Source organism: Gordonia hirsuta DSM 44140 = NBRC 16056 (genome assembly GCF_000333015.1).
Classification (GTDB): domain Bacteria; phylum Actinomycetota; class Actinomycetes; order Mycobacteriales; family Mycobacteriaceae; genus Gordonia; species Gordonia hirsuta.
Genome location: NZ_BANT01000042.1, coordinates 13,130 through 38,671, shown reverse-complemented (window position 1 = coordinate 38,671; position 25,542 = coordinate 13,130). Strand labels below are relative to the sequence as shown.

The 25,542-nt window shown below is 68.7% G+C and carries 22 protein-coding genes; 2 read left to right on the top strand and 20 right to left on the bottom strand.

What is annotated here, in order from left to right:
- Positions 1-71: 71 nt before the first annotated feature.
- From GOHSU_RS13585 to thyX, 4 genes are all read right to left on the bottom strand, one after another.
- Positions 72-3,002, bottom strand: a complete 2,931-nt coding sequence (locus tag GOHSU_RS13585; protein WP_029760129.1) for an FtsK/SpoIIIE family DNA translocase — start codon at positions 3,000-3,002, stop codon at positions 72-74.
- Between the two features lie 100 nt (positions 3,003-3,102).
- The gene (locus GOHSU_RS13580) at positions 3,103-4,956 is read right to left on the bottom strand and encodes a ribonuclease J (RefSeq protein ID WP_005942892.1); all 1,854 of its coding nucleotides are present in this window, start codon (positions 4,954-4,956) and stop codon (positions 3,103-3,105) included.
- On the bottom strand, positions 4,956-5,861 hold the full coding sequence (gene dapA / locus GOHSU_RS13575) for a 4-hydroxy-tetrahydrodipicolinate synthase (RefSeq protein WP_005942890.1): 906 nt from the start codon (positions 5,859-5,861) through the stop codon (positions 4,956-4,958). Before dapA ends, GOHSU_RS13580 begins: the two co-directional genes overlap by 1 nt.
- Positions 5,862-5,909: 48 nt before the next feature.
- Entirely contained in the window at positions 5,910-6,659 is a 750-nt protein-coding gene (gene thyX / locus GOHSU_RS13570; RefSeq protein WP_005942887.1) for an FAD-dependent thymidylate synthase, read from the bottom strand.
- 162 nt (positions 6,660-6,821) lie between these two features.
- On the opposite strand from thyX, the gene GOHSU_RS13565 reads away from it, so the two are divergent.
- Positions 6,822-7,337: a tyrosine-protein phosphatase gene (locus tag GOHSU_RS13565; RefSeq protein WP_005942885.1), complete on the top strand. Its 516-nt coding sequence runs from the start codon at positions 6,822-6,824 to the stop codon at positions 7,335-7,337.
- Between the two features lie 35 nt (positions 7,338-7,372).
- Here the strand turns inward: GOHSU_RS13565 and GOHSU_RS13560 are convergent, their stop codons facing one another.
- From GOHSU_RS13560 to GOHSU_RS13495, 14 genes are all read right to left on the bottom strand, one after another.
- The gene (locus GOHSU_RS13560; RefSeq protein ID WP_005942882.1) at positions 7,373-8,143 is read right to left on the bottom strand and encodes an HAD-IIB family hydrolase; all 771 of its coding nucleotides are present in this window, start codon (positions 8,141-8,143) and stop codon (positions 7,373-7,375) included.
- Positions 8,144-8,188: 45 nt separating this feature from the next.
- Positions 8,189-8,977, bottom strand: a complete 789-nt coding sequence (locus tag GOHSU_RS13555) for a lipase family protein (RefSeq protein ID WP_081597795.1) — start codon at positions 8,975-8,977, stop codon at positions 8,189-8,191.
- A 323-nt stretch (positions 8,978-9,300) separates the two neighbouring features.
- Positions 9,301-10,221, bottom strand: coding sequence for a hydroxymethylglutaryl-CoA lyase-like TIM-barrel protein (locus GOHSU_RS13550; RefSeq protein ID WP_005942876.1), 921 nt, complete (start codon positions 10,219-10,221; stop codon positions 9,301-9,303).
- A gap of 34 nt (positions 10,222-10,255) precedes the next feature.
- Complete coding sequence (locus tag GOHSU_RS13545) at positions 10,256-10,639, bottom strand: hypothetical protein (protein ID WP_005942873.1); 384 nt, start codon at positions 10,637-10,639, stop codon at positions 10,256-10,258.
- A gap of 71 nt (positions 10,640-10,710) precedes the next feature.
- Complete coding sequence (locus tag GOHSU_RS13540) at positions 10,711-11,247, bottom strand: hypothetical protein (RefSeq protein ID WP_155821272.1); 537 nt, start codon at positions 11,245-11,247, stop codon at positions 10,711-10,713.
- A 134-nt stretch (positions 11,248-11,381) separates the two neighbouring features.
- Positions 11,382-12,155, bottom strand: coding sequence for a class I SAM-dependent methyltransferase (locus tag GOHSU_RS13535; protein ID WP_005942869.1), 774 nt, complete (start codon positions 12,153-12,155; stop codon positions 11,382-11,384).
- On the bottom strand, positions 12,152-13,375 hold the full coding sequence (locus GOHSU_RS13530) for a winged helix-turn-helix domain-containing protein (RefSeq protein ID WP_024332973.1): 1,224 nt from the start codon (positions 13,373-13,375) through the stop codon (positions 12,152-12,154). The genes GOHSU_RS13535 and GOHSU_RS13530 overlap by 4 nt, the downstream gene beginning before the upstream one ends.
- Positions 13,372-13,875 carry a dihydrofolate reductase gene (locus tag GOHSU_RS13525; protein ID WP_005942861.1) on the bottom strand — a complete coding sequence of 168 codons (504 nt, stop codon included), beginning with the start codon at positions 13,873-13,875 and terminating at the stop codon, positions 13,372-13,374. The genes GOHSU_RS13530 and GOHSU_RS13525 overlap by 4 nt, the downstream gene beginning before the upstream one ends.
- 60 nt (positions 13,876-13,935) lie before the next feature.
- The gene (locus tag GOHSU_RS13520; RefSeq protein WP_005942859.1) at positions 13,936-14,742 is read right to left on the bottom strand and encodes a thymidylate synthase; all 807 of its coding nucleotides are present in this window, start codon (positions 14,740-14,742) and stop codon (positions 13,936-13,938) included.
- Between the two features lie 31 nt (positions 14,743-14,773).
- On the bottom strand, positions 14,774-16,816 hold the full coding sequence (locus GOHSU_RS13515; protein ID WP_005942857.1) for an ABC transporter ATP-binding protein: 2,043 nt from the start codon (positions 16,814-16,816) through the stop codon (positions 14,774-14,776).
- A 19-nt stretch (positions 16,817-16,835) separates the two neighbouring features.
- The gene (locus GOHSU_RS13510) at positions 16,836-17,288 is read right to left on the bottom strand and encodes a flavodoxin family protein (RefSeq protein ID WP_005942856.1); all 453 of its coding nucleotides are present in this window, start codon (positions 17,286-17,288) and stop codon (positions 16,836-16,838) included.
- Positions 17,289-17,405: 117 nt separating this feature from the next.
- Positions 17,406-17,885 (bottom strand): hypothetical protein, encoded by a 480-nt coding sequence (locus GOHSU_RS13505; protein WP_005942854.1) that lies wholly within the window; start codon positions 17,883-17,885, stop codon positions 17,406-17,408.
- Positions 17,885-18,628 carry a 4-hydroxy-tetrahydrodipicolinate reductase gene (gene dapB, locus GOHSU_RS13500; RefSeq protein ID WP_024332972.1) on the bottom strand — a complete coding sequence of 248 codons (744 nt, stop codon included), beginning with the start codon at positions 18,626-18,628 and terminating at the stop codon, positions 17,885-17,887. Before dapB ends, GOHSU_RS13505 begins: the two co-directional genes overlap by 1 nt.
- A gap of 120 nt (positions 18,629-18,748) precedes the next feature.
- Complete coding sequence (locus tag GOHSU_RS13495; protein WP_005942848.1) at positions 18,749-20,233, bottom strand: amidase; 1,485 nt, start codon at positions 20,231-20,233, stop codon at positions 18,749-18,751.
- Between the two features lie 134 nt (positions 20,234-20,367).
- Here GOHSU_RS13495 and GOHSU_RS13490 point away from each other — a divergent pair, with 134 nt between their 5' ends.
- On the top strand, positions 20,368-22,431 hold the full coding sequence (locus GOHSU_RS13490) for a neutral/alkaline non-lysosomal ceramidase N-terminal domain-containing protein (RefSeq protein WP_005942845.1): 2,064 nt from the start codon (positions 20,368-20,370) through the stop codon (positions 22,429-22,431).
- A gap of 123 nt (positions 22,432-22,554) precedes the next feature.
- On the opposite strand, the gene GOHSU_RS13485 is transcribed toward GOHSU_RS13490, so the two are convergent.
- Both GOHSU_RS13485 and rpsO read right to left on the bottom strand, forming a co-directional pair.
- Positions 22,555-24,804 carry a polyribonucleotide nucleotidyltransferase gene (locus tag GOHSU_RS13485; protein ID WP_005942843.1) on the bottom strand — a complete coding sequence of 750 codons (2,250 nt, stop codon included), beginning with the start codon at positions 24,802-24,804 and terminating at the stop codon, positions 22,555-22,557.
- 418 nt (positions 24,805-25,222) lie between these two features.
- On the bottom strand, positions 25,223-25,492 hold the full coding sequence (rpsO, locus tag GOHSU_RS13480; protein WP_005942840.1) for a 30S ribosomal protein S15: 270 nt from the start codon (positions 25,490-25,492) through the stop codon (positions 25,223-25,225).
- Positions 25,493-25,542: the final 50 nt, after the last annotated feature.

The window sequence follows — 25,542 nt, the reverse complement described above, 5'->3', positions numbered from 1 at the left end:
GATCACCGTCGGGGGGATACTCCCCTCCTGATCGTGTCGTCAATGCTACGGCATGGCCGCGGAAGGAACGATCAGAAGGGCGGCGGATCCTCGTCTGCGGTGTCGTCTCCCCCGCCGGTGATCGAGGCGATGACCCCGGCCAGGTCTTCCGGTTTGACCAGCACTTCACGGGCCTTGGAGCCTTCGCTGGGCCCGACGACGCCGCGGGTCTCCATCAGGTCCATCAACCGGCCGGCCTTGGCGAAGCCGACCCGCAGTTTCCGCTGGAGCATCGAGGTGGAGCCGAACTGACTGGAGACCACCAGTTCGACGGCCTGCAGCAGATCGTCCAGGTCGCCGCCGATATCGGCGTCGATCTCCTTCTTGTCACCAGCCTTGGCTGCGGTCACCCCTTCGACGAAGGCAGGTTCGCACTGTTGTTTGGTGAAGTCGACGACGGCGTTGATCTCCTCGTCGGTGATGAACGCACCCTGCATGCGGATCGGTTTGTTCGCGCCCATCGGCAGGAACAAACCGTCGCCCATCCCGATCAGCTTCTCGGCCCCGGGCTGATCGAGGATGACCCGCGAGTCGGTCAGTGAACTGGTGGCGAACGCCAGCCGGGAGGGCACGTTGGTCTTGATCAGACCGGTCACCACGTCCACCGACGGCCGCTGGGTGGCCAGCACCAAGTGGATACCGGCCGCACGGGCCTTCTGCGTGATCCGCACGATCGCGTCCTCCACATCGCGCGGCGCGGTCATCATCAGGTCGGCGAGCTCATCGACGACGGCCAGGATGTACGGGTACGGCTTGTATTCGCGTTCACTGCCCAGCGGGGTGGTGATCTCGCCCGTGCGCACCTTCTCGTTGAAGTCGTTGATATGCCGTACGCGGGTGGCCTTCATGTCCTGGTACCGCTGCTCCATCTCCTCGACCAGCCAGGCCAGTGCGGCCGCGGCCTTCTTCGGCTCGGTGATGATCGGCGTGATCAGGTGCGGGATCCCCTCATACGGGGTCAGTTCGACCATCTTCGGGTCGATCAGGATCATCCGGACCTGTTCGGGGGTGGACCGGATCAGCAGCGAGACCAGCATCGAGTTGACGAAGCTGGACTTACCCGAGCCCGTCGAACCGGCCACCAGCAGATGCGGCATCTTCGCCAGGTTGGCGCTGACGAAGTCGCCCTCGATGTCCTTGCCCAGTCCGATGAGCATCGGGTGGCCCTCGTCGGAGGCGTCCGGATCGTTGAGGACATCGGCCAGCCGGACCATCTCGCGATCAGCGTTGGGCACCTCGATCCCCACCGCCGACTTGCCCGGAATCGGGGCGAGCAGTCGGACGTTGTCGGTGGCCACCGCATAGGCGATGTTCCGCTGGAGTTGGGTGATCTTCTCGACCTTGACCGCCGGTCCCAGCTCCACCTCGTAGCGGGTGACGGTCGGGCCCCGGGTGTAGCCGGTGACCGCCGCATCGATCTTGAACTGTTCGAGCACGCCGTTGATGCGGTCGATCATGTCCTCGCTGGTGGCACTGCCCAGCTTGGGCGGGTCACCGTCGATCAGCAGATCCGTGGCCGGCAGTTGGTAGTCCGAATCCGACGACGGGGACGGGGACGACTTCGCCCTGGCCGGCTGAGGCCCGCTCGCCTTGGGGCCGGCCGCCTTCGGACCGGCCGGCGCCGTCTTAGCGGTCCGCCGAGCAGCAGCAGGTGCCGCAGGGGCCGTGGAGATCGGGCCGATCGGCTCGGTGACCTGCTGGTCCTCGGGCACGTCCAGCAGCGGTTCGGTGTACAGGTCGGCCATCTGCGCATCGCGCCGCGCACCGGCGGTGGGTCGCGACGGTCGCCGGGCCGATCGGCCGGCCGGTGGCGCCGGCCGGCGCGGGGGTGTGGACCGCCGGCGCTCGTCGGGCGGGTAGTTCTCGAAGGGATCGCCCCAATCGGCCTCCGCATCGGGATCCTCGATCGCCGCCGCACCGGCGGTCCGGCCGCCGCGTACCGCGACCGAATCGCCCTGGTAGCTCTCACCGGGCTCGTCGTCGTAGTCGCCGTCGGCGTACTCACCCGCGGCGTCGTCCCAGCCGTCGTCGTCGCCGCCGTCGTAGTCGCCGCCGTCGTAGTCGCCGCCGTCGTAGTCGCCGTACTCGTCGTAGGCGTCATAGTCGTCGTGATAGGCACCGATACCCAGGTAGGCGCTGGCCCCGTCGACCAGTTCGCCGACGGTCCGTCCGCTCAGCGCCAGCAAGCCGCCCAGGCCGCACAGCACGAACAGGGGCACCGAGACCCACAGGGTCACCGCCTGCGTCAACGGGGTCCCCATGGCGTAGCCGAGGAATCCAGCTGATCCGGCCCGGCCGTCGGCCGCAGTCGGTGCACCGGTGACCAGGTGGGCCAGGCCCAGCACACTGATTCCCAGGAGAAGTCCGCCACCGACATTGCGCAGCCGGCGTGCAGGGTTGGCGCCGCGGCGGGTCAGCGCCACGGCCACACCCAGCAGGACCACCGGCACGATGTAGGCCAGGGAACCGATCAGCCAGCGCACGCCGGTGTCGACCACTCCGCCGAGCGCACCGGGCACGGCGAACCAGACCCCGGCGATGATCAGGACCGCCAGCAGGACCAGCGCCAGCGCGGTCCCGTCGCGCCGCGGGCAGCGGACATGGTCGATCACATAGTCGGGATCGTCGGGATCCTCCTGCGGAGCCAGCCCGATGCGGGTCACGCCGCCGACGCCGCGCGCTGTCAGATTCCAGGCGGCTGCCACCCCGCGTCCGACACCGCGACTGAGGCTGCCCAGGGTCGACGGACCGCGGTGCAGTTCCTGCGAGTGCTGACGGGCCGGTGCCCGCTTACCGCCGCGGGGCGCGCCGCCTCGGGTGCCGCCGCTGCGCGGCGGGGTGGCAGTCGCCGACCGGGTACGGGTCCGTGCGCCCTGGGAACCGGGACCGCCGGACCGACCGCCACCTGCGCTGCGGCGAGCGGATCCGGACGTGCGGCCACGCGTGCTTGCTTCTGAAGCCATGCCTGTCAGCCTAGTGCCTTCAGTTCACACCAGTCACACCCGCACCAGCGGCGCGTCGGGGGTCGTGTCGAAGTTGTGACCGACCCGGCGGTCGGGCCGCCTACTCGGCGTCGACTTCGATGACGGTGGGCACGATCATCGGCCGGCGCCGATACTTCTGGGCCACCCAGCGCCCGACCGCACGACGGATCCCCTGGGCGATGCGATGGGAATCGGAGACACCTTCACCGGCCAGCTCGGCCAGCGTCTTGTCCACCAGATCGGCGGCCTCCGACAACGCTCCGGGGTCGTCGGAGAAGCCGCGCCCGGAGACCTGAGGCCTGCTGACCGCGCGTCCGGTGTGCTTGTCCACGGCCACGGTGATGGCGATGAAACCGCCCTCCCCCAGCACCAGACGGTCCGACAGCGTCGACTCACCGACGTCGCCGACCGACAGGCCGTCGACGTAGACGAAGCCCACCGGGACCTTGCCCGAGATGCGCGCCCGTCCGTCGGCCAGATCGACGGTCACTCCGTCCTCGGCGAGAACGATACGGTCGGCGGGGACCCCGGTGGCCTCGGCGAGCGCGGCATTGGCCCGCAGATGACGCCACTCCCCGTGCACCGGCATGGCATTGGCCGGCCGTACTGCGTTGTACAGGTACAGCAACTCCCCCGCCGAAGCGTGACCGGAGACATGCACCTTGGCATTGGCCTGGGTGACCACCGTCGCCCCACGCTTGGCCAGCCCGTTGACCACCGCGAAGACCGAGTTCTCGTTTCCGGGGATCAGCGACGAGGCCAAGACCACCAGGTCGTCGGCGCGAATGTTGATCTGATTGTGGTCACCCCGCGCCATCCGCGACAGCGCCGACAGCGGTTCACCCTGCGAACCGGTGGACACCAGGACCACCTTGTGGTCGGGCAGAGCCGCTGCGGTGTCGATGTTCACCTCGACCCCTTCGGGGACATCGAGGTAGCCCAGTTCCTGCGCGATCTGCATGTTCCGCACCATCGAACGGCCGACGAAGGCGACCTTGCGGCCGTATCGATGGGCCACGTCGACGATCTGCTGGATGCGGTGCACGTGGCTGGCGAAGGAGGCGACGATGACCCGCTGACGCGCTTTGCCGATCACCGTGTCCAGGACCCCGCCGATCTCACGTTCGGGGGTGACGAAGCCGGGCACCTCGGCGTTGGTGGAGTCGACCAGGAACAGGTCGACCCCCTCGTCGCCGAGCCGGCTGAAGCCGCCCAGATCGGTGAGCCGATTATCCAGCGGAAGCTGATCGAGCTTGATGTCGCCGGTGTGCAGCACCAGACCGGCCGGAGTGCGGATGGCCACGGCAAGGGCATCGGGGATGGAGTGGTTGACGGCGAAGTACTCGCAGTCGAACGGCCCGTAGGCGCCCCGCTCACCCTCGCGCACCTCCACCAGGTTCGGGCGCAGCCGGTGCTCGCGCGCCTTGGCCGACACCAGCGCCAGTGTGAAACGCGAACCCACCACGGGGATGTCCGGGCGCAGCTTCAGCAGGAACGGCACCGCACCGATGTGGTCCTCATGTCCGTGCGTCAGCACGATCGCTTCGATCTGATCGACGCGATCCTCGATGTAGCTGAAGTCCGGGAGGATCAGGTCGACACCGGGCTGCTGGTCCTCGGGGAACAGCACGCCGCAGTCGACCACCAGCAGTCGCCCGTCGTATTCGAAGACCGTCATGTTCCGGCCGATCTCGCCGATCCCGCCGAGTGCGACGATGCGCAACGCCCCGGCCGCCAGCGGCGGCGGCTCCGGCAGCCGCTCGATCAGGTCGGCGGTCACATCGATACCGGTGGCCGCTTCAGCGGCCGGATGAGGTGCGACGACGGCCGTCTTATCGGCTGTGGCCTTGGTCGCGGCGGCCGGCGGACCCGCCCGACGACCGGCCCGGCGCCGGCCGCTGCGCGAGGTGCTCGACTTCTCTGAATCGCTCATCAGGAGATCACCTCGGCCTGGCGCAGCAGGGTCAGAATCTGTTCGATCTGTGCCGGATCGGCCGGCACCTGCGGCAGGCGCGGCTCCCCGACATCCAGTCCGGTCAACCGCAGCGCGGTCTTGACCATGGTCACACCGCCGGTCAGGGCCATCGCCTGGACCAGCGGCGCCATCGAGTTGTCGAGCGTGCGGGCGGTCGCCAGATCCCCGGCCGCCACCGCATCGCGCAGGGCTGCCATCCGGTCGGGCACCAGATGCCCGATCACACTGATGAATCCGGTGGCGCCCAGAGCCAGCCACGGCAGGTTCAGGGCGTCTTCGCCGCTGAAGTACTGCAGATCGGTCTGCGCCATGATCCGGCTCGCCTGATGCAGGTCGCCCTTGGCGTCCTTGATCGCCCGGATATTCGGATGCTCGGCGAGCGCGAGAATGGTTTCGGCCTCGATCGGGACCACCGACCGGGGCGGAATGTCGTACAGGATCATCGGCAGGTCGGTCGCATCGGCGACGGTCCGGAAGTGGGCCAGCAGCCCGCGCTGCGGCGGGCGCGAGTAGTAGGGGGTCACCACCAACAGCCCGTGTGCGCCGATCCGCGCGGCGTCCTTGGCCCGTTCGGCGGTTTCGGCGGTGTCGTAGCTGCCGACGCCCTGAATGATCCGGGCCCGATCCCCCATGGCCTCGAGCACCACGCGCAGCAGCTCGTTCTTCTCCGTCGGCGTGGTGGTCGGGGATTCCCCGGTGGTCCCCGAGAGCACCAGCGCATCCAGGCCCTTGGTGACCAGATGATCGGCCAGCTCGACGGCCCGGTCCAGGTCCATCTTCCCGTCCGCGTCGAACGGAGTGACCATGGCGACGGCGTTGGTTCCGAAGGGCCCGATATCGGCCCCCGCAGCAGGCGAAGTCATGGCTGTCACGCTACCGCACCGAAGCGGTACTCAGTCGCGGTGGTCCGCTCACGCTTCCGCGGTGAAAGGCGAGGTCGCCACCTCGGAGCCGTCGGGCAGTTCGGTGATCTCGAAATCGCCGAACGTGGTCGGAGCCAGCGCCGTGAGCTGGCGCAGAATCTCCACCGCGAGCTCCCGCATCTCCGTATCGGCGTGCTCGGTGGCCCGCATTCCGATGAAGTGCCGCCAGGCCCGGTAGTTTCCGGTCACCACGATGCGCGTCTCGGTGGCGTTGGGCAGCACCGATCGCGCCGCCTGCCGGGCCTGCTTGCGCCGCAGGATCGCATTGGGAACATCGGCGAACTTGTCTTCGAGCCGGGCGAGCAGTTCGGCGTAGGCCTGCCGACTCGCATCCGTCGCGGCCCGGAAAACCTCTTCGAGCTCGGCATCGCCGCGGATCGCCGGCGGTACGACGACGTTGCCGTCGTGCTCGGGGACGAATCGCTGCGACAGTTGCGAATAGGAGAAGTGGCGGTGCCGGATCAGTTCATGGGTGCACGAGCGGGAGATGCCGGTCAGGTAGAACGACGCGCTGGCGTGCTCGAAGAGAGACGTGTGCCCCACCTCCAGCGAATGCCGCAGATAGCCGGCATTGGTCGCCGTGCGCGGGTTCGGCTTGTCCCAGCTCTCGTAGCAGGCACGGCCGGCGAACTCGATGAGCGCCTCTCCCCCGTCGGCATCGGTCGACCAGTCCACTGCGGGAACCTCGAACGTGGTCGACGCGATCAACTGCACCTTCAGCGGCACCAACTCGGACATGACCTCATCATGCCCGGCGCGTCCCGCCGGGGACGTCAGGCCGGCCCAACCGGCGATCCGTCACCGGACGAACCGCCGGAAATCCGGTGTTGTGCCTGGTGACGGCTAGAATCGACGGTCAGTCCCCGTCCCGGCACCGGTAACGAAGAGAGTTTCGACACAATGCAGACCTTCTGGGACGACGCTGCCCGGCGCGTCTCCGTTCTCGCCGCCGCCTTCGCGGTCGGCCTGCTCCCGGTGGCCGTCGACGCCGCACCGGCCCGCGCGGTCCCGCAGACTCAGCAGGACGCCGCCCGGGCCCAGCACGTGACCGTCGGCGGTGTCTACGGCGCCCGGACCTTCGGCAACTACCGGACCGCCGAGGGGCGCAATGTCACCGATCGGGTGATCCGCAGCGGCGACCTGCAGAACCTGAACGACTCCGGGCTGGCGACGCTGCGCAGCCGTCAAGTCTCCTCCATCGTAGATCTTCGCACCGGAGTGGAGACGGCCGTCAAACCGAACCGGGTGGTGCCCGGTGCCCGCCTCCATCACTTCGACGTGATGGGTCTGGCACCGCTGGCCGGATCGGCCGACTTCCCCGGCATGTACCGCACCTTCGTCGACAATCCGGCGGCGCGGGAGGCTCTCGGAGACCGAAATCGCGCGCGTGCGTGCGGCGATGCTGACGTGATCTGACCGGCGCACCCCGGTCCGACCGGGCGGTCGGCGGCTCAGCCGCGGACGATCGGCGCGAGCTTGGCGTAGGTGTCTTCCCAGCCGTCCACCGCAATCGAGTCGATGCCCAGTTCCATCACCGGCCGATCGTTACCACCGGGGTCGAGGCGGTCGCCGAAGAACAGGATGTCGTCGGTCTCCAGGTTGAGCAGTTCCATCAGCCGGCGGGCCCCGTAGGCCTTGTCGATCCCCTTGGCGGTGATATCCACCGACGTCGATCCGCCGCTGCGGACCTCCAGATCGGGCAGCCGCTCGGCGGCGTAGGCACGCAGCGCCTCCTTCTTGCGGCCGTCGGGGTCCCACGCCGCCTTGGCTTCCACCGGCGCCGCCTGGCCCAGGGCGCTGAAGGTGACCTGGCTGCCGCGATCTTCCAGAATCGGCCCCCAGGTCTTGCTCTCCCACAGCCCCAGGGCGCGGGCGCCCTCCTCGACCACGGCCAGGGCGCGGCTCTTCTGGTCTTCGGACAGGTCCTCGGCGTAGACGGTGACCCATTCGGGCTCTTCCCAGCGCAGGTAGCGAGTGCCGTTGGTCGGCATCAGGTGCAGATTCCCGCGCTGGGGGAACTCCCCCAGCCGCTGAAGCACCTGGCTGTGGAACTGGCCGGTCTGCCCGCCAGAGATGATGCATCCCAGGCTCACCTCGAGCATCTCCCGGAACAGCTCGACCATTTCGTCACTGAGCTGTGTCTTCGAGGGGGCCAGCGTGTCGTCGAGGTCGAACATGAGGAGTCGGTAGGTCTTGCCGTTATAGGTCAGTCCGGTGGCCATGACCGCATAGCTTAACCGGCACCTCCGGCACCTCGACCGCCCACCTCAGCAGTCCGAGAGCGCCGGCACACCGGCCACCCGGGCCGCCATCCACTGCCCGGCGACCGGCTGCGCATCCAGATTGTGATCACCACCGGGCACCCGTGTCCATTGCACGTGGTCGCCCAGCGCACAGGCTCGGGCCAGTGCGGCTTCGACCGCGGCGGTGGCGATGATCTCGTCGGCGCTGCCGTAGACGACCAGCAGCGGAATCGGCGTGCGCTGCTGCGGCAGCCGGTAGCGCTGCAGGTGCCCGCGCAGGCGGTCGGCCGGGACCGGGTCGGCCTGCAGGTCACTGACCGGAGCCGATTCGATCTCGCTGCCGGCGACCCACTGGTCCGGGGAGCAGGAGATGATCCGCAGCAGTGCATCCTTGACGATCCCGTGCAGGTAGTCGTCGACGTCGATGTCCACCCCGGCCTGGGCCACCCCGGCGACCAGGATCGGATAGACGTATTTCTGTGAATGGCTGAGTCCACCGGCCTGGGCCCGGTCGACCAGATCGACCGGATCGAGCACCGGGACCGCTGCCACGACTCCGAGGAGCCGACCGCTTCCGGCTCCGTACGACGGATACAGTTCGGCGGCGGCCCAGGCCGCAGCGCCCCCCTGAGAGATTCCGGTCACCAGCCAGCTCTCGCCGATCCGCGCATCGGCGAGATGCGCGGCGCAGGCGGCGTCGATGATGTTGTAGCCGACCGTCCGGGGTTCCAGATAGGGATGGGCCGGCGATGCGCCGATCCGCGCCCCCAATCCCTGATAGTCCGGCGCCACCACCGCGTAGCCGTCTTGCAGATACCGGTCGGCGGCTGCCCGGGCGGAACGAAGAGCGCGCCCGAGACCACCGTCGGCTCACCGGTCAGTCCCGAGCGAGAGCGATAGCGGATCCGCTCGACGCGGGTGCCCGCCGGCACCTGCTCGACCCACTGCTGCTCACCCGGTCCGACCGCCAGCACCTGCCCACCGGTGTGCGCCGGTTCCGGTACCGCGCTGCGGCCGAATCCTGCACCAGCATCCCGGCCGGCAGCGCGATCACCAGCAGCAGCGCCGCGACCACGACGACCAGCCGGGCGCCGGGCGATCGGCCAGGCGCCGTTTCGCTCGTCAGGACGTCACCGTCAGCGCAGGGCCCAGCCGAAGGCGTCGGCCTCCGACCGCGCCCCGGCGGCCGCGCGCGACCGCGGCGGCTCCGCGAGCCGGGCGAGAAGCTCTTCGCCGGCGCGCACCAGATCGCCGAACACCTGCGGGGTCAGATAGTCCGGCCGGGTCGCGAACAGCAGGTCTTCGGTCGCGGTGTTGCCGCTGGCCCCGGGGGCGAACGGGCAGCCGCCCAGACCGCCCAGCGCACCGTCGACCACCGTGGCGCCGCCCCGCTGCGCCGCCAGCGAGTTCGCCACGCCCATCCCCCAGGTGTCGTGGCCGTGAAAGACCAGCCGTCGGCCGCCGGCGATCGGGCGCACCCGGGCGAACAGTTCTTCCACCTGACCCGGAGCGGCCTGCCCGAGCGTGTCGGCCAGAACCACGTCGTCGCTGCCGGCCGTGCGTGGATCGGCAACGATCTCCAGCACCCGGTCGGGGTCGATCGGACCGTCGAACGGGCAGGTGAAAGCGGTGGCCAGCGTCAACTGGATTCGCCCGTCGACGGCGCGCGCACAGTCGACGGCTGCGGGCATGGCGGCCACACTGTCTTCGGTCATCCTGCCGATGTTGGCTTTGTTGTGCGCGTCGGAGACCGAGAAGCAGTATTGCAAGTTCCGGACCCCGGCGGCCGCGGCCTTTTCGACGTGCCGCGGAGTCGCCACCCAGATCCAGCAGCGATCGAGTTCTTCGGGCGTCAGTTGCGCCACCACGTCGAGGGTGTCGGCCATCGGCGGCACCAGATCACCGCGGGCCATGGAACCGATCTCCAGTTCGGGGATCCCCGCGGCCAGCAGCAACCGGAGCAATTCGACCTTCTCTGCAGTCGTCAACAGCTTTCCGGCCAGCTGCAGGCCGTCGCGCAGCGTGACATCGCGCAGCAGCAAAGGCTCACCGGTCATCGGACATCGTCTCCTGCCTGTTCCTCGGGTACGCTCATCCGATCGCGTCCCGGCGCTCGGCGGCATCGGTGATGCCGATCGGTTCCATCAGGATGCGCACACCCGTGCCGGCGGCAGTGCGGGTGGCCACCGCCGTGCCCGGGCGGGCCAGCCCGTCCAGATGCACCAGGATCGGCCCGGGTTCGGGATAGAAGTTCCGCCACCATGATTTACGGTCTGCCATCCCCACCCCGACGACGATCTCGTCCGGCCCGCGCCTGCGGTAGGCCACGATCAGCCGGAATGTCCGGCCGCTGCGTCGGCCGGTGTAGGTCAGTTCGGTCATCGACCGGCGCAGCAGTCCCCCGACCACCGGTGCGCGCAGCAGCGGCGTCATCACCCGATTGGTCTGACCGGCCAGGGTCTGCAGGATGTTCACGTCCTCAGCGTAGTGGCTGTACCGGGGGAAATCGGCCCTGGTGCGTCGGCCGGAGAGTCCCGTCCCGGAATTCAGCTCCTCTCCGCCGGTCCTTCGGCGAAACCGCGGCTGCCCTGCAGCGCGAACAGAGCATCGATCATCGCGATGAAGGCGTCCGCGCCGTCGACGGAGGTGAATTCGGCGAGTTCGTGCGGGTCACCGTCCGGGTTCAGCAGTCCCAGAACCTCACCGTCGGTGCTCGGTACCACCCAGAGCCGGTGGGTTCCGGGTCCGGTGATCCGGACGATCGGGTCGGCATCCTCGACGACGGCGGTGGCCACCACCCACTCCACGCCCGGATGGTCGGTGTCCTGTCCCGTCTGGATACCGGTGCCGCCGATGCGCAGATGGTCGGGCATCGGGGTCATCGCGCGAATCAGCTCGGCGATCCGCCGGGCTGATTCCTCGTCGTAGGCGAAGGCCAGGGTCTGCCACTGGTCGTCGGCGATGCGGTGGATGACCGCGAACTGACCGTCGCTGCCGACCACTGCCAGCTGCGCCCGGCTCAGATCCGGCAGGACCGCACCCCAGGCCCCGAAGATCTCCGTCTCCGCCGTGTTCTCGCTCATCACGTTTCCTCACATCCCTTGCCGGCTCACCTGTCTTGCGGCCCCGCCGGTGGCCGAGTGCTGTGAAGAACCCTAGCGGCCGACGTCGACGCGGCTTTCCGTCGGCTCGGGTCCGGTCCTGCGGCCGGTTCCGGTCACCGATTCAGCCGGGCGGCGAGAACGGTGACCGGCCAGCGCACCGGCCGAGGTCCGGCGCCCCACAGCGGAGCAAGCTCGGTCCTGGCCTCTTGCACCAGGCCCCTGGCTCCGGTCTGATCGGCGCGGCGCACCGCTGACCAGGTGTCCAGGTAGTCCAGGAACTGCGTCAGCGTCCAGTTCCGTTCGATCGGCGGTAACGAGAGCGCGATCTGCTCGAAGGGAAACTCCAGCAGGGCATAGCCCTGGTCGACGTGACGCCGCTGCGGTGGCCAGTAGGGGGCGATCCGCCGGTCGTGGAATGCGGAGAATCGCTGCGTGACCGCAGGGTCGGTCTGGACCGCGCCGTAGGTGATCAGCGCCAGGACCGCACCGTCTGCGGCGATCCGGCGTGCCTCGGCGTAGAACGCGGGCAGATCGAACCAGTGCGCCGCCTGGGCGACGGTGATCAGGTCTGCGCAGCCGTCGGGCAGTCCCGTCTTCTCGGCGGGCGCGACCCGGTATTCGACGCCGGCGCCGAGGGCGGCATGGGCGATCTGATCGGCGCTGGGGTCGAGTCCGAGTACGCGTTCGAACTGTTCCGCCAGTGCCGTGGTGAACTGTCCGCTGCCGCAGCCCACGTCGACTGCCAGGTTCCTCGCCGGTGCCAGGTCTGCGAGCCTGACCGCCAGCTCCGGCGGATAGGTCGGTCGGTGCGCGGCATAGTCGCCGCTACCGGTCAGGAACCAGTTGGGCGACTCGTGGCGCTCGCCACCGGCCGATCGGCTGCTCATCGGCAGCTCCGGGTCAGTGCCGGCGCCAGATCGCCGGGTCCGGCGATCCGTACCGTGTCCAGGTTCCGCCAGGCGGCCAGGCGTTGCAGGTCTGCGGCCAGGGCAGCGGCCACCTCGCCGGTGTCGACGCCCGGTTCGTGGTGCGCGGCCAGTACCCGCAGCACCCGCTCCCCACGGTCGGCCTTGAGGTCCACCCGCGCCACCAGCTGGCCGTCGAGCAGATACGGCAGCACGTAGTAGCCGTGCACCCGACGTGCTTTCGGGACGTAAATCTCCAGCCGGTAATGAAAGCCGAACAGACGCTGAGTGCGCGGCCGGAAGAAGATCAGGGGGTCGAACGGCGACAGCAGGGTCGACCGCGGCATCGACCGTGCGGCGCGGGCGTCCGCGTGCAGGTAGGCGTCCTCGGTCCAGCCCTCGACGCGGACCGGCGTCAGTGTTCCCTCGTCGACCAGGTCGGGCAGGACCGGTCGCACCTGGGCGGCATCGAGCCGATAGTAGTCGGCCAGATCGGCCGCTGTCGCGACACCGTGGGCGGCCGCCGCCCGCCGGACCAGCGCGCGCACCGCATCGGTCTCGCCGATCCGCCGGGCAACGATGTCCCGGCCCAGCACCCGATCGGCCAGGTCGTAATGCCGAGTGAAGTTCTGATCACGGGTCGCCGACAGCCGCCCCTCGGCGAACAACGCCTCACAGACCTGCTTGACCTCCCCGCGTACCCACCAGCTGCCGGGCCGGGTGGCCGCGGCGCGGATACCCAGGGCCGCTTCGATCTGCCGCGGGGTGCTGGCGCCGGTCTGGTCGATCACCGCGACGACGTCGTCGATCAGCGCCGGGTTGCGCTGCAGTACCTCCCGGGTGTGCCGCCAGCGGCCGCCGGCGTAGCGGGCCATCCGCCAGCCGAACAGCGGCCAGTCATCGAGCGGAATCAGTGCGGCCTCGTGTGCCCAGTATTCGGCGAGCAGCCGGGGCGAGCGCGCCGGCGATTCCCAGGCCGCCCGCTCCAGCAGCCGATCGTCGTACGGGCCAAGCCTGCTGAACACCGGCAGATAGTGCGCCCGGGCCAGGACGTTGACCGAGTCCATCTGCAGCAGCCGCGTCCGCGCGAGGACACGTTTGAGGTGCGCGCGGGTGGGTGCGCCCGAGGGTGGGCGGTCGGCGAAGCCCTGGGCCGTCAGTGCCACCCGGCGGGCCTGCGGCAGCGAGAGCTCCGTCCTCACCTGCGCGAGTAGTCGATCCGCCGGTATTCGAGGAACCGGTACATCGTGCCCGTGCTCGACCGCTGCCAGTTGCTCGCCGCGGCCTCTTCCCACACATCCAGGTCGACCGGCGGAGCGAAGGCGTCGGCGCTGTCGACCAGCATGTCGATCTCGGTGACCAGGAGTTGATGGGCGTGCTGCAGCGCAGCACTGTAGATCTCGCCGCCGCCGATCACCGAGGCCGCCCGACCCACCAGGTCCAGGGCCGCTTCCAGGTCGGCCAGGACCTCGGCGCCCTCGGCGGTGTAGCCGCTGGCGCGGGTCAGCACGATATTGCGCCGGCCCGGCAGCGGCCGGAACCTGGTGGGCAGCGACTCCCACGTCTTACGGCCCATGATCACGGCGCCGTCGCCGGTCACCTCGCGGAAATGCGCCAGATCCTCCGGTACGCGCCACGGGATCGCGCCCCGGCGGCCGATGGCGCCGGTACGGTCCTGCGCCCACACCAAGGCAATCGTCATCTCGTGTCCTTCCCTTCCCGTCAGCGGTATCTCTGGCTGTGCGCTTGCAACTGCGTGACCTCAGACGGCGACCGGTGCTTTGATCGCCGGGTGCGACCGGTAATCGAGCACCTGCACGTCCTCGTAGACGTAGTCGAAGATCGAATCGGCTTTGTTCAGTTGCAGTCTCGGGTACGGGTACGGCGTGCGGGAGAGCTGCTCGCGCACCTGCTCGACGTGGTTGTCGTAGATGTGGCAGTCACCACCGGTCCATACGAAGTCGCCGACGTCCAGTCCGGCCTGCTGAGCCATCATGTGCGTCAGCAGGGCGTACGAGGCGATGTTGAACGGCACGCCCAGGAACAGGTCGGCACTGCGCTGATACAGCTGGCAGCTCAGCTTCCCGTCGGCGACGTAGAACTGGAAGAAGGCATGGCACGGGGGCAAGGCCATCTGCGGGATCTCGCCGACGTTCCAGGCCGAGACGATGTTGCGGCGCGAGTCGGGGTCGGATGTCAGCAGGTCCAGCGCGGCCTGAATCTGATCGATGTGTTCGCCGGACGGTGTGGGCCAGTTGCGCCACTGGACGCCGTAGATCGGCCCGAGGTCGCCGTCCGGCGCGGCCCACTCGTCCCAGATGGTGACCCCGTTCTCCTGCAGCCAGGCCACATTGGAGTCGCCGCGCAGGAACCACAGCAGCTCGTAGACGATCGACTTCAGGTGCACCTTCTTGGTGGTGATCAGCGGAAAACCGGCCGCCAGGTCGAACCGCAACTGGGCACCGAATACGCTGCGCGTCCCGGTCCCGGTCCGGTCGGCCTTCTCGGTCCCGGTCTCCATGACCCGGCGCAGCAGATCCTCGTACGGAGTCGCAATGGTCGTGCTCACAGCAGCGAGTCTACTGGTCCGCGCGGCGGCGTCATTGCACGACGGGCGGCCATTCCACCCCGGACCCGGCCGGTGCCGTCAGTGCCTGATCCGGGGCACGGGGCGGCTGGGTGATCGCCACGATCTCCTCGGGAATGCGCCGGGGGTCGGGGCACTGCTCGGCGCGTCGTTCGGCCAGCGGCGCACGATCACCGGTCACGGTGTCCTCGATGCGGGCCGCGGCGATCTGCTCGGCAGCCAGCTCGGCATACAGTCCGTCCGCGGCCATCAGCTGTGGGTGGGTCCCCGATTCGACGATCCGACCGGCATCGATGACGTAGATCATATCCGAGTCGACGATCGTGGACAGCCGGTGCGCCACGGTGATCGTGGTGCGGCCGGAGGCGGCCTCGTCGATCGCCTCCTGAACGACCCGTTCGGAGACCGTGTCCAGTGCCGAGGTCGCCTCGTCCAGCAGCATCACCGGCGGATCCTTCAGCAGCACCCGGGCGATGGCGATGCGCTGCTTCTCACCGCCGGACAGACGATAGCCGCGCTCACCGACGACGGTGTCGTAGCCGTCGTCGAAGCTCTCGATGATGTGGTGGATGTTGGCGGCGGTGCAGGCGGCGGCCAGTTCGGCGTCGGTCGCCTCGGGTTTGGCGTAGCGCAGGTTCTCGGCGATGGTTGCATGGAACAGGTAGGTCTCCTGGGAGACGATCCCGACGTCGTCGATGATCGATGATCCGGTCAGCCGGCGTACGTCCGCGCCGGCGAAATACACCGTCCCGGCGCCGGCCTCGTACAGGCGCGGCGCCAAGTACAGGATCGTCGACTTCCCCGAACCGGACGGTCCCACCAGCGCCACATGCTGCCCCGGTTCCACCGCGAAGCTCACCTGGTCCAGGGTGGGCCGCGAATCCGGGGCGGCATCCGGGAAGCGAAAGGTCACCCGATCGAACTCGATGCGCCCGCGCGGTCCGGGCGCCTGGGCCGCCTCGATGGCATCGGGGGCGTCGGCGATGGCCGGCACCAGGTCCAGGTATTCGAAGATCCGCGCGAAGATCGCCCGGGAGGTCTGCACCTCCAGCGCGACCCGCATCAGTGAGACCAGCGGGTTCAGCAGCCGCGCCTGCACGGTGGTGAAGGCGACGATGGTGCCGGCGGTGATGTCGACGCTCTCACCGGTGATCAGCCAGCCGGCGATCAGATAGATCACCGCCGGGACCGAGGACATCAGGACCTGCACCACCGCGAAGAACCCCTGGCCGCTCATCGCCCGTTTGACCTGCAGGCCCACCTGGTTGGTGTTCTCGGCGCGATACCTACCCGATTCGGTCTGCTGCCGGTTGAACGACTTTGCCAGCAGGATGCCGGAGATGCTCAGCGATTCCTGGGTGATGGCGGTGAGCTCGGACAGCGAGGCCTGCGTCTGGGCGGCGATCCGCGCGCGCACCCGCCCCACTCGGCGCTGGACCAGCACCAGCGCCGGCATGATGATCACCGCGACCAGCGTCAGCTGCCAGTCGATCAGGATCATCGCGACCAGCGAGGCGATCACGGTGACGGTGTTCCCGAGGATCGAGGTCAAGGTGGAGGTGAGGACTCCGGAGACCCCTCCGACATCGTTCTGCAGTCGGGACTGGATCACCCCGGTCTTGGTCCGGGTGAAAAAGCCCAGCTCCATGCTCTGCAGATGCTCGAAGAGCTGGATTCGCAGGTCCCCGGTCACCGCATTGCCGACCGTGGAGGTCAGCCACGTCTGCACCACGTTGAGCAGCGCCGACAGCAGATACAACCCGATCATGGCCCCGACCAGCCAGCCCAGCAGGCTCATCGACGGCCGGCCGTCGGGCGGGAAGAGTGCCTTGTCGAAGATCTGCTCGATCAGCAGCGGCGGCACCACCCCGATGGCTGCGGCGGCGACCACCGTCAGGCAGGTGATCACGATCCGGCCGCGGTAGGGCATGAACAGTGCTACCGCCCGCCGCCCCAGGTGGGGGATCTCCGGTGCGGCGGCATTCTGTTTCCGCAGCGCCGCCTCGTCGACGCCGCGCAGGGCTCCACCGCCCATCCGTCCGCCAGGAGTCGTCATCCGCCGGCCCTCCGGGTCATCAGGCCATCAGCTGCGCGGCCACGGTCGCGCCCAGATTCCAGCACGCCTCCAGCTCGTCCTTGGTCGGTTTGGCCGAGACGACCACATCGTCGGCGGCTCGGGTCCACCCCAGACCGCCGGCGATGGAGTGCACACTGCGCTGGGCGCCTTCGGTGCCCTGGTTGCCGTGCATGAACAGACCGTAGGGACGTTCGGTGGTCTGGTCCAGGCACGGGTAGTAGATCACGTCGAACCCGTGTTTGAGCGCCCCGGACATGTAGCCGAGGTTCGCCGGGGACCCCAGCAGATACCCGTCGGCCTCCAGCACATCGACCGGCGACAGCGTCAGCGCGGCCCGCCGCACCACCTCGACCCCCTCGATGTCCGGGTCGCTCGCCCCGGCGATCACCGCCTCCAACATCTCCTGGCAGTGCGGTGACGGTGTGTGATGGATGATCAGCAACCGCGCCATGCGGGTCTCCTTCGTTGCCGGGCCAGCGGGTGCACCCCACCGTACGTGAGCCAGATCCGCGGCAACCGCAGCAGATCACCCCGCCCCGCTGCTGCTCACCTCGCCCCGCTGATCGGCTCAGTCGGCGCGGACAGCCGCCCGGTATCCTTCCGAGGCTCGGCGCATCATCTGCCGGGCCCGTGAGCGATCTCCGGCGTAGTCGTAGGCGCGCGCGATCCGGTAGGTACTCATCCAGTCCGACGGGTCGGCCTCCCACTCGGCTTTGACCTGCGCAAAGAGTTCGTCTGCCGCGTCGCGCTCCAGGCGGCCGGAGGGCCGATGCGGAAGATGCTCGACGATCAGGGTCCGTCCGGCCTCGTCGACGGCGGCCGACATCCGCTGATGCTCGATTCCCGAGCGCAGGGTCTGGAACACGATCCACAGGCCGAGGAGCGGCAGCAGCAGCACGCCCAGACCCATACCGATCCCGACGGCGCCGCCGGACTGGAGCAGCCTGATCGCCAGGCGGCTCAACAGTGCCAGGTAGACGATCATCGCCAGCACCATGAAGCCGATCATCAGCACCAGTGGCCGCGGATCCTTCTGTTTGACGGCCATCAGCGCAGGTCCATGAACTGGTCCAGACCGATGGTGAGACCCGGGTGCTCGCCGATTCGGCGCACCCCGAGCAGCACACCGGGTACGAACGAGGTCCGGTCGATCGAGTCGTGCCGGATGGTCAGCGTCTCCCCCTGGGTGCCGAAGAGGACCTCCTGGTGCGCCACGAGGCCGGCCAGCCGTACCGAGTGGACCCGCACCCCGTCGACGTCGGCACCGCGGGCACCTTCGAGTCCGCTCGAGGTGGCATCGGGCATGGGTGGGCTACCGGCTTCGGCCCGCGCGGCGGCCACCAGCTGGGCGGTGCGCCCGGCCGTGCCCGAGGGGGCGTCCGCCTTGTGCGGATGATGCAGTTCGACGATCTCCACCGAGTCGAAGTACGGTGCGGCCTGCTGCGCGAAGTGCATCGACAAGATGGCCCCGATCGCGAAGTTCGGCGCGATCAGCACACCGACCCCGGGTGCCGCATCGAGCCAGGTCCGCACCTGCTCGAGGCGTTCGGCGGTGAAGCCGGTCGTGCCGACCACGGCGTGGATGCCGTTGTCGATGAGGAACTTCAGGTTGTCCATCACCACGTCGGGGTGGGTGAAGTCCACGACCACCTGGGTTCCCGACTCGGCGAAGGCCGCGCGGTCGTCGCCGGCATCGACGCCGACGGTGAATTCGGTATCGGCCGCCTCGCGCAGTCCCTCGACGATCGCCGCTCCGACCTTGCCGTTGCTGCCGAACACCCCGACCGCGATGGTCTCGCTGCTCATCTGACTCCCGTTCCTGTTCGCGGTGGGCGGGCCCGAGCTGCCGGGCCCGCCTGATCGCTCTCCAGTCTAGAAGTCAGCCCCGATTCCGTCCCACACGCGGCAGGGTCAGGCCTTCTGGGCGGGGAATCTTTGGATCCACGGGGCGGCTTCCTCCAGTTGGGCGGCCAGCTGCAGCAGCGCCCCGTCGGACCCGAGCGGTCCGTTGAACTGGACTCCCAGCGGCAGACCTTCCGGCGTCCAGTAGACCGGCACGCTGATGGCGGGCCGCCCGGTCAGGTTCGCCAACTGGGTGTAGGGCACCCACCCCAGATTCTCCTCGATCATCTGGTCCACCAGACCGGTCTTCAGCAGCGCCTTGCCGCCGTGCAAACGGTGCGCCAACCGCGCCCCCACCTGCAGCGGCCGGGCGGTGTCGAGCGCACCCACCAGAATCGGCGCCTCGGCCAGCGTCGGCGTCATGAAGTAGTCGTAGCTGCGGTAGTACTCCGCCATCGCCTGGGTGTAGGTGGTGATCTTCTCCAGGGCACGCAGGGCCTTCACCGCACCGTTGGCGCGGCCGATCTCCACCATCGCCAGGGTGTCGGCCTCGAAATCGCCGTCCCCGGCACCGGTGCGTTCCTTGATCTCGTCGACCTGCGCGGCCAGCTGAGCGAACCAGATCGTCAGGAAGGTCTCGGCCAGCGCCTTGTCGTCGTACGGCGGGGCGATCTCGTCGACCTGATGTCCCAAGTCGGTCAGCAATCCGGCGGTGGATTCCATGGCGTCTGCGGCCACCGCGGTGGGCTCGCCGCGGATCGCCGATTGCGCCGAATAGCCGATACGCAGCTGCCGCGGCCGCCGGCTGATCAGCTCGGTGAACTTCTGCTCGGGCTGAGCGACCTGGTAGTCGGCCAGCGGATTGGGACCCACGATCGCATCGAGCAGGCCGGCACTGTCGCGCACCGTGCGGGTGACCGTACCCTGTACCGCCATCCCGAACATGGGCTCGCCGGTCTGCGGGCCGTAGGGGGCCAGTCCCCGACTGGGCTTGAGGCCGACCAACCCGGTCGTCGCCGCGGGAATACGGATCGATCCTCCGCCGTCGTTCGCCCCGGCGGCCGGCACGATGCCCGCGGCCACCGCCGCCGCCGACCCGCCGGAGGAGCCGCCCGGGGTCCGTGTGGGATCCCACGGGTTACGGCACGGGCCCCACAGGTCCGATTCGGTGATTCCCTTGGCCCCCAGCTCCGGGGTGTTGGTCTTACCCATGATCACCAGCCCCGCCTCCAGGAAGCGGTCGGTGACCAGGGCGTTCTCGGTCTCGCGCAGGCCGGTCAGCGCCCGGGAACCGCACGTGGTCGGATAGCCGCGGTACTCCTGAGACAGATCCTTGATCAGGAACGGTACTCCGGCGAAGGGGCCCGTCGGACGCCCGTGCACCTGGATATCGGCGTTCTCACCGGTATCGATCACCACCGCGTTCAGGGTCGGGTTCACCTGACGCATTCGTCGGCGGGCCAATTCGAGCAGTTCGGCCGGGGTGACCTCACCGGCGGCGACCAGGGCGGCCAGTCCGGTGGCGTCGTGGGACATGTATTCGTCGAGGTTCATGGCTCTACTTCATCACTGTTTCGGTTCGGGCAGGGCGCATCGCCGGGGAGGACGTTGCGGTCGGTGTCCGGCCGCTCCCACCGGTGGGCTAGCCTACGGATCGACTGTAACCAGTTCTACTCGGGGAGCGCTCTGTGAACGAGTCCACCGCGGTGTCACGCCGCACGCTGCTGCAGGCTGCCGCCGTCGGCGCCACCGCGCTGGGCGCGAGTACCTTCGGTGCCGCCGCACTGGGCGCCGAGGCTCCCGCCGGCGCCGAACCCGGCGGGACCGGATACCTGGTAGGCGCGGGCAAAGGCGATATGACCGGAGCGATCGCCGGCCAGGGCATGATGGGTTACTCCGATGCCGATCAGGTCGCGCGCGGGCTGCTGCAGCGAACCTGGGCGCGCGCCTATGTGATCGCCGACGCTGCCACCGGCGCGCGGATCCTGTTCATCACCGCCGATATCGCCTGCATCTTCACCTCGCACCGCAACCGTCTGCTGGCCGCGCTGCGGTCCCGGTACGGCGGGACCTATGACGAACACAACGTCAACCTCAACGCCACCCACAACCACAACTCGTGCGGCGGCACCTCCTGGGACTACGCCTACACCCTGGCCGCGATGGGACACCGGCACAACTCGTTCCAGGCCGAGCTGGCCGGTCTGCTCGACGCGGTCGACGAGGCCCACCGCAGTCTGGGCCCGGGCACCGTCGAACTGGGCATGAGCGAACTGCACGACGCCAGCGCGAACCGCTCGATGCCGGCTTTCCGGCTCAATCCGGCCGCCGATCGCCAACACTTCCCGCAGCACATCGACCCCCAGGTCACCGCGCTGCGCCTGCGGCGCGGCGGCCAGACCATCGGCGAGATCGTCTGGTTCGCCACCCACGGCACCTCGCTGACCGACGCCAACTTCCTGATCGGCCCCGACAATAAGGGGTACGCCTCCTACCTGGCCGAACAGCGCGACCCCGGCATCATCAGCGCGCACGCCCAGACCAACGCCGGGGACATGTCGCCGAATCTGTGGCTGCGCCCGATGAATCCGGGCGGCCCCACCGCAGACCATCGCACCAACCGGATCATGATCGGACGCCGGCAGGATCGTGCCGGCCAGACCGCGCTGGCCGGGGCCCGCCCGATGCGCGGCGGCATCGATGCGGCGACCACGTATCTGAATCTGGCCGACCTGCACATCGACGGCCGGTACACCCCGAACGGGAAGTCCGCGCGTACGGCTCCGGCGATGATGGGCCTGGCCTCGGCGGCCACCAGCCGCGAGGACAACACCCGCAGCCAGTTGGAGTTCCTGCGCGAGGGGATGCGCAACGAGCTGGCCGTCGCCCTGGGCGCGACCGCGGTACCCACACCCGAGCCGTGGATGCAGCTGGCTCAAGCTCCCAAGGCCGACCTGTTCCCGCTCGGTATCCTGCCGCCCCGCTCGTGGGTGGAACAGAACCTGCCCATCCAGCTGCTGCGTATCGGCGACCTGGTGCTGGCGGCGATGCCGGCCGAATCGACCATCGTCGCCGGTCTGCGGATCCGGCGTCTTGTCGCCGACGCCCTGTCGGTGCCCCTGGAGAACGTGCTGCTGCAGGGTTATGCCAACGGCTACAGCCAGTATGTGACCACCCCCGAGGAGTACACCGCCCAGCAGTACGAGGGCGGGGCCACCCTGTTCGGCCGGTGGACGCTGAGCGCTTATATGCAGGAGTTCGACCGACTGGCCCGGGCCATGGCGCGCCGCCGCCGGCTGCCGTTGGGTCCGCGTCCGGCCGACCGCGATACGCTGCAGCCGGATCTGCTGGGCGCACCCCCGGCGGACACCCCGATGCCCGGGACTCGTTTCGGCCAGCTGGTCTCCCGGGTCCCCGGCTCGGCGAAGCCCGGCAGCACGCTGCGGATCAGCTTCTGCGGCGCCCACCCGGCCAACCGGGTCCGGCGGGGCCGCCGCAGCAAGGGCTATTTCGTCGTCGAACGGCACAGCCCGGACGGATGGCAGGTGGCCTACGACGACGATCACGAGTCGACCGAACTGAATTGGATGCGCCCGGGCGGCAGCGCCTCGGCCTCCAAGGTGACCATCACCTGGCGGATTCCGCAGGACGCCAGCGGCCGCTTCCGGATCCGCTACTTCGGGGACGCCAAATCTGCGACCGGGGCGCTGACCGAGTTCACCGGCACTTCCGGTGCCATCGAGGTGCGCTGACCGGACCTGCGACAGGCGGTCCCGGGACACAGTCCCGGCAGACGACTCCGGCCCGCGACTCCCTCCTGGGGAATCGCGGGCCGGATGTCGTCAGCGCAACCCGCCTGGCGGGCCGCACACCGATCAGGCGTCGGCGGCCTCGGCGGCCGGAGCGTCTGCCTGCACCGGAACCAGGCTGATCTTGCCGCGCTCGTCGATGTCGGCGATCTCCACCTGCAGCTTGTCGCCGACGTTCACCACGTCTTCGACCTTGCCGATCCGCTTGCCGTTGCCCAGCTTGCTGATGTGGACCAGGCCGTCACGGCCCGGCAGCAGCGAGACGAAGGCGCCGAACGGGGCGGTCTTGACCACGGTGCCCAGGAAGCGCTCGCCGACCTTGGGCAGCTGCGGGTTGGCGATGGCGTTGACCTTGTCGATCGCGGCCTGGGCTGCCTCGCCGTTGGCGGCGCCGATGAACACGGTGCCGTCGTCCTCGATCGAGATGTTGGCGCCGGTCTCCTCGGTGATGCCGTTGATCGTCTTGCCCTTGGGGCCGATCAGCTCACCGATCTTGTCCATCGGAATCTTGATGGTGGTGATCCGCGGCGCGTAGATGCTCATCTCGTCGGGCTCGTCGATCGCCTCGGCCATCACCTCGAGGATGGTCTGGCGGGCCTGCTTGGCCTGAGCCAGCGCATTGGCCAGCACCGAGGAGGGGATGCCGTCGAGCTTGGTGTCCAGCTGCAGAGCGGTCACGAAGTCCGGGGTACCGGCGACCTTGAAGTCCATATCGCCGAAGGCATCCTCGGCGCCCAGGATGTCGGTCAGCGCCACGTAGCGGGTCTCGGTCTTACCGTCGATGGTGACCTCGTCGGAGACCAGGCCCATGGCGATACCGGCGACCGGAGCCTTCAGCGGCACACCGGCGTTGAGCATCGACAGCGTCGAGGCGCACACCGAGCCCATCGAGGTGGAGCCGTTGGACCCCAGGGCCTCGGAGACCTGACGGATCGCGTACGGGAACTCGTCGACGCTGGGCAGCACCGGCAGCAGGGCACGCTCGGCGAGCGCACCGTGGCCGATCTCGCGCCGCTTGGGCGAGCCGACGCGGCCGGTCTCACCGGTCGAGTACGGCGGGAAGTTGTAGTGGTGCATGTAGCGCTTGGAGGTCTCCGGGCCCAGCGAATCGATCTGCTGTGCCATCTTGACCATGTCCAGCGTGGTGACACCCATGATCTGGGTCTCGCCGCGCTCGAACAGGGCGCTGCCGTGGGCCCGCGGGATGATGCTGACCTCGGCCGAGAGCTCGCGGATATCGGTGATCCCGCGGCCGTCGATCCGGAAGTGGTCGGTCAGGATCCGCTGCCGGACCAGCTGCTTGGTCAGCGAACGGAAGGCCGCACCGATCTCGCCCTCGCGACCCTCGAACTTCGGGCCGACCTCGGCGAGCACATCGGCCTTGAGCGCGTCGGTGGCCGTCTCACGTTCCTGCTTGCCGGCGATCGACAGCACCTCGTTGAGGCGGTCGGCGGCGAAGTCGGACACCGCCTGGTAGACGTCGTCCTGGTAGGGCAGGAACAGCGGGAACTCGCGGGTCTCCTTGGCGGAGGCATCCGCGAGCTGCTTCTGGGCCTGGCACAGCTGTGCGATGAACGGCTTGGCAGCCTCCAGGCCCTCGGCGACGATGGTCTCGCTGGGCGCGGTGGCGCCGTCGGCGATCAGCTCGAGCACATTGTCGGTGGCTTCGGCCTCGACCATCATGATCGCGACCTCGCCGGCGTCGGTGACGCGGCCGGCCACGACCATGTTGAACACGGCGCCTTCGAGCTGCTCGACGGTCGGGAAGGCAACCCACTGGCCGGCCTTGTTGGCCGGGGTGGGGATCAGCGCCACGCGCACACCGCCGACCGGGCCAGAGAACGGCAGACCGGCGATCTGGGTGGACGCCGAGGCCGCGTTGATCGCGACGACGTCGTACAGGTCGTTCGGATCCAGCGACAGGATGGTCTCGACCACCTGGATCTCGTTGCGCAGACCGTCGACGAACGACGGGCGCAGCGGACGGTCGATCAGCCGGCAGGTCAGAATCGCGTCGGTCGACGGGCGGCCCTCGCGACGGAAGAAGGATCCGGGGATGCGGCCGGCGGCGTACATCCGCTCCTCCACGTCCACGGTCAGCGGGAAGAAGTCGAAGTGCTCCTTCGGGTTCTTCGACGCGGTGGTGGTCGAGAGGATCATGGTCCCCTCGTCCAGGTAGGCGACGACCGAACCGGCGGCCTGCATCGCCAGACGGCCGGTCTCGAAGCGGATCTCCCGCTTGCCGAACTCGCCGTTGTCGATCACACAGGAGACCTCGGTGACGGTCTCGTCGAATTCTTCGATGACATCAGTCATGGATTACTTGAATCCCTTTCGTTGCGGCGGACGCCGTGCGTCTCGCCGAGATATGCAGTAGCCGGCCACGCGCCGATTGCGCACAGCCGGGAAGATGTACTGCCTTGAGTGGGCCGGAGCGTGCACCGCATTCGGGCCCGTCAGTGTGAAAATTCCTGACGGACCTGCGGTGATGAGACGGCCTTCGATCGAAGCTGCCGGAATTCGTTACGCCGCGAGGGCGTGCGTTCCGGCAGCCACTACCGAGGACCGGTCTGCTGGTCACGTCCGATGCCACTGCCTTCAGCGCATCGTTCACAGCGATTCTAACACTCGAGGCCCCACACCGACGGCTGCGACCTCCTCGACGCCGAAGACGATGCCGGCCGCCCCACCGGAATGGCGGGGCGGCCGGAAGGTCTTGAGAGCGACCAGAAGGTCAGCGGCGCAGGCCGAGCTTCTCGATCAGCGCGCGGTAGCGGTTGATGTCGACGCTCTGCAGGTACTTGAGCAGACGACGGCGACGACCGACCAGCAGCAGCAGCCCGCGGCGGCTGTGGTGATCGTGCTTGTGGAACTTCAGGTGCTCGGTCAGATCGGTGATGCGCTTGGTCAGCAGCGCGATCTGTGCCTCCGGCGAACCGGTGTCACCCTCGTGGACGGCGTACTCGTCGAGTACGGCCTTCTTCTCTGCAGCGGTCAACGCCATGGTTGATCTCCTTGTTTCAGTACCGTGTCCAGATTCCCGGAGATCCGGGA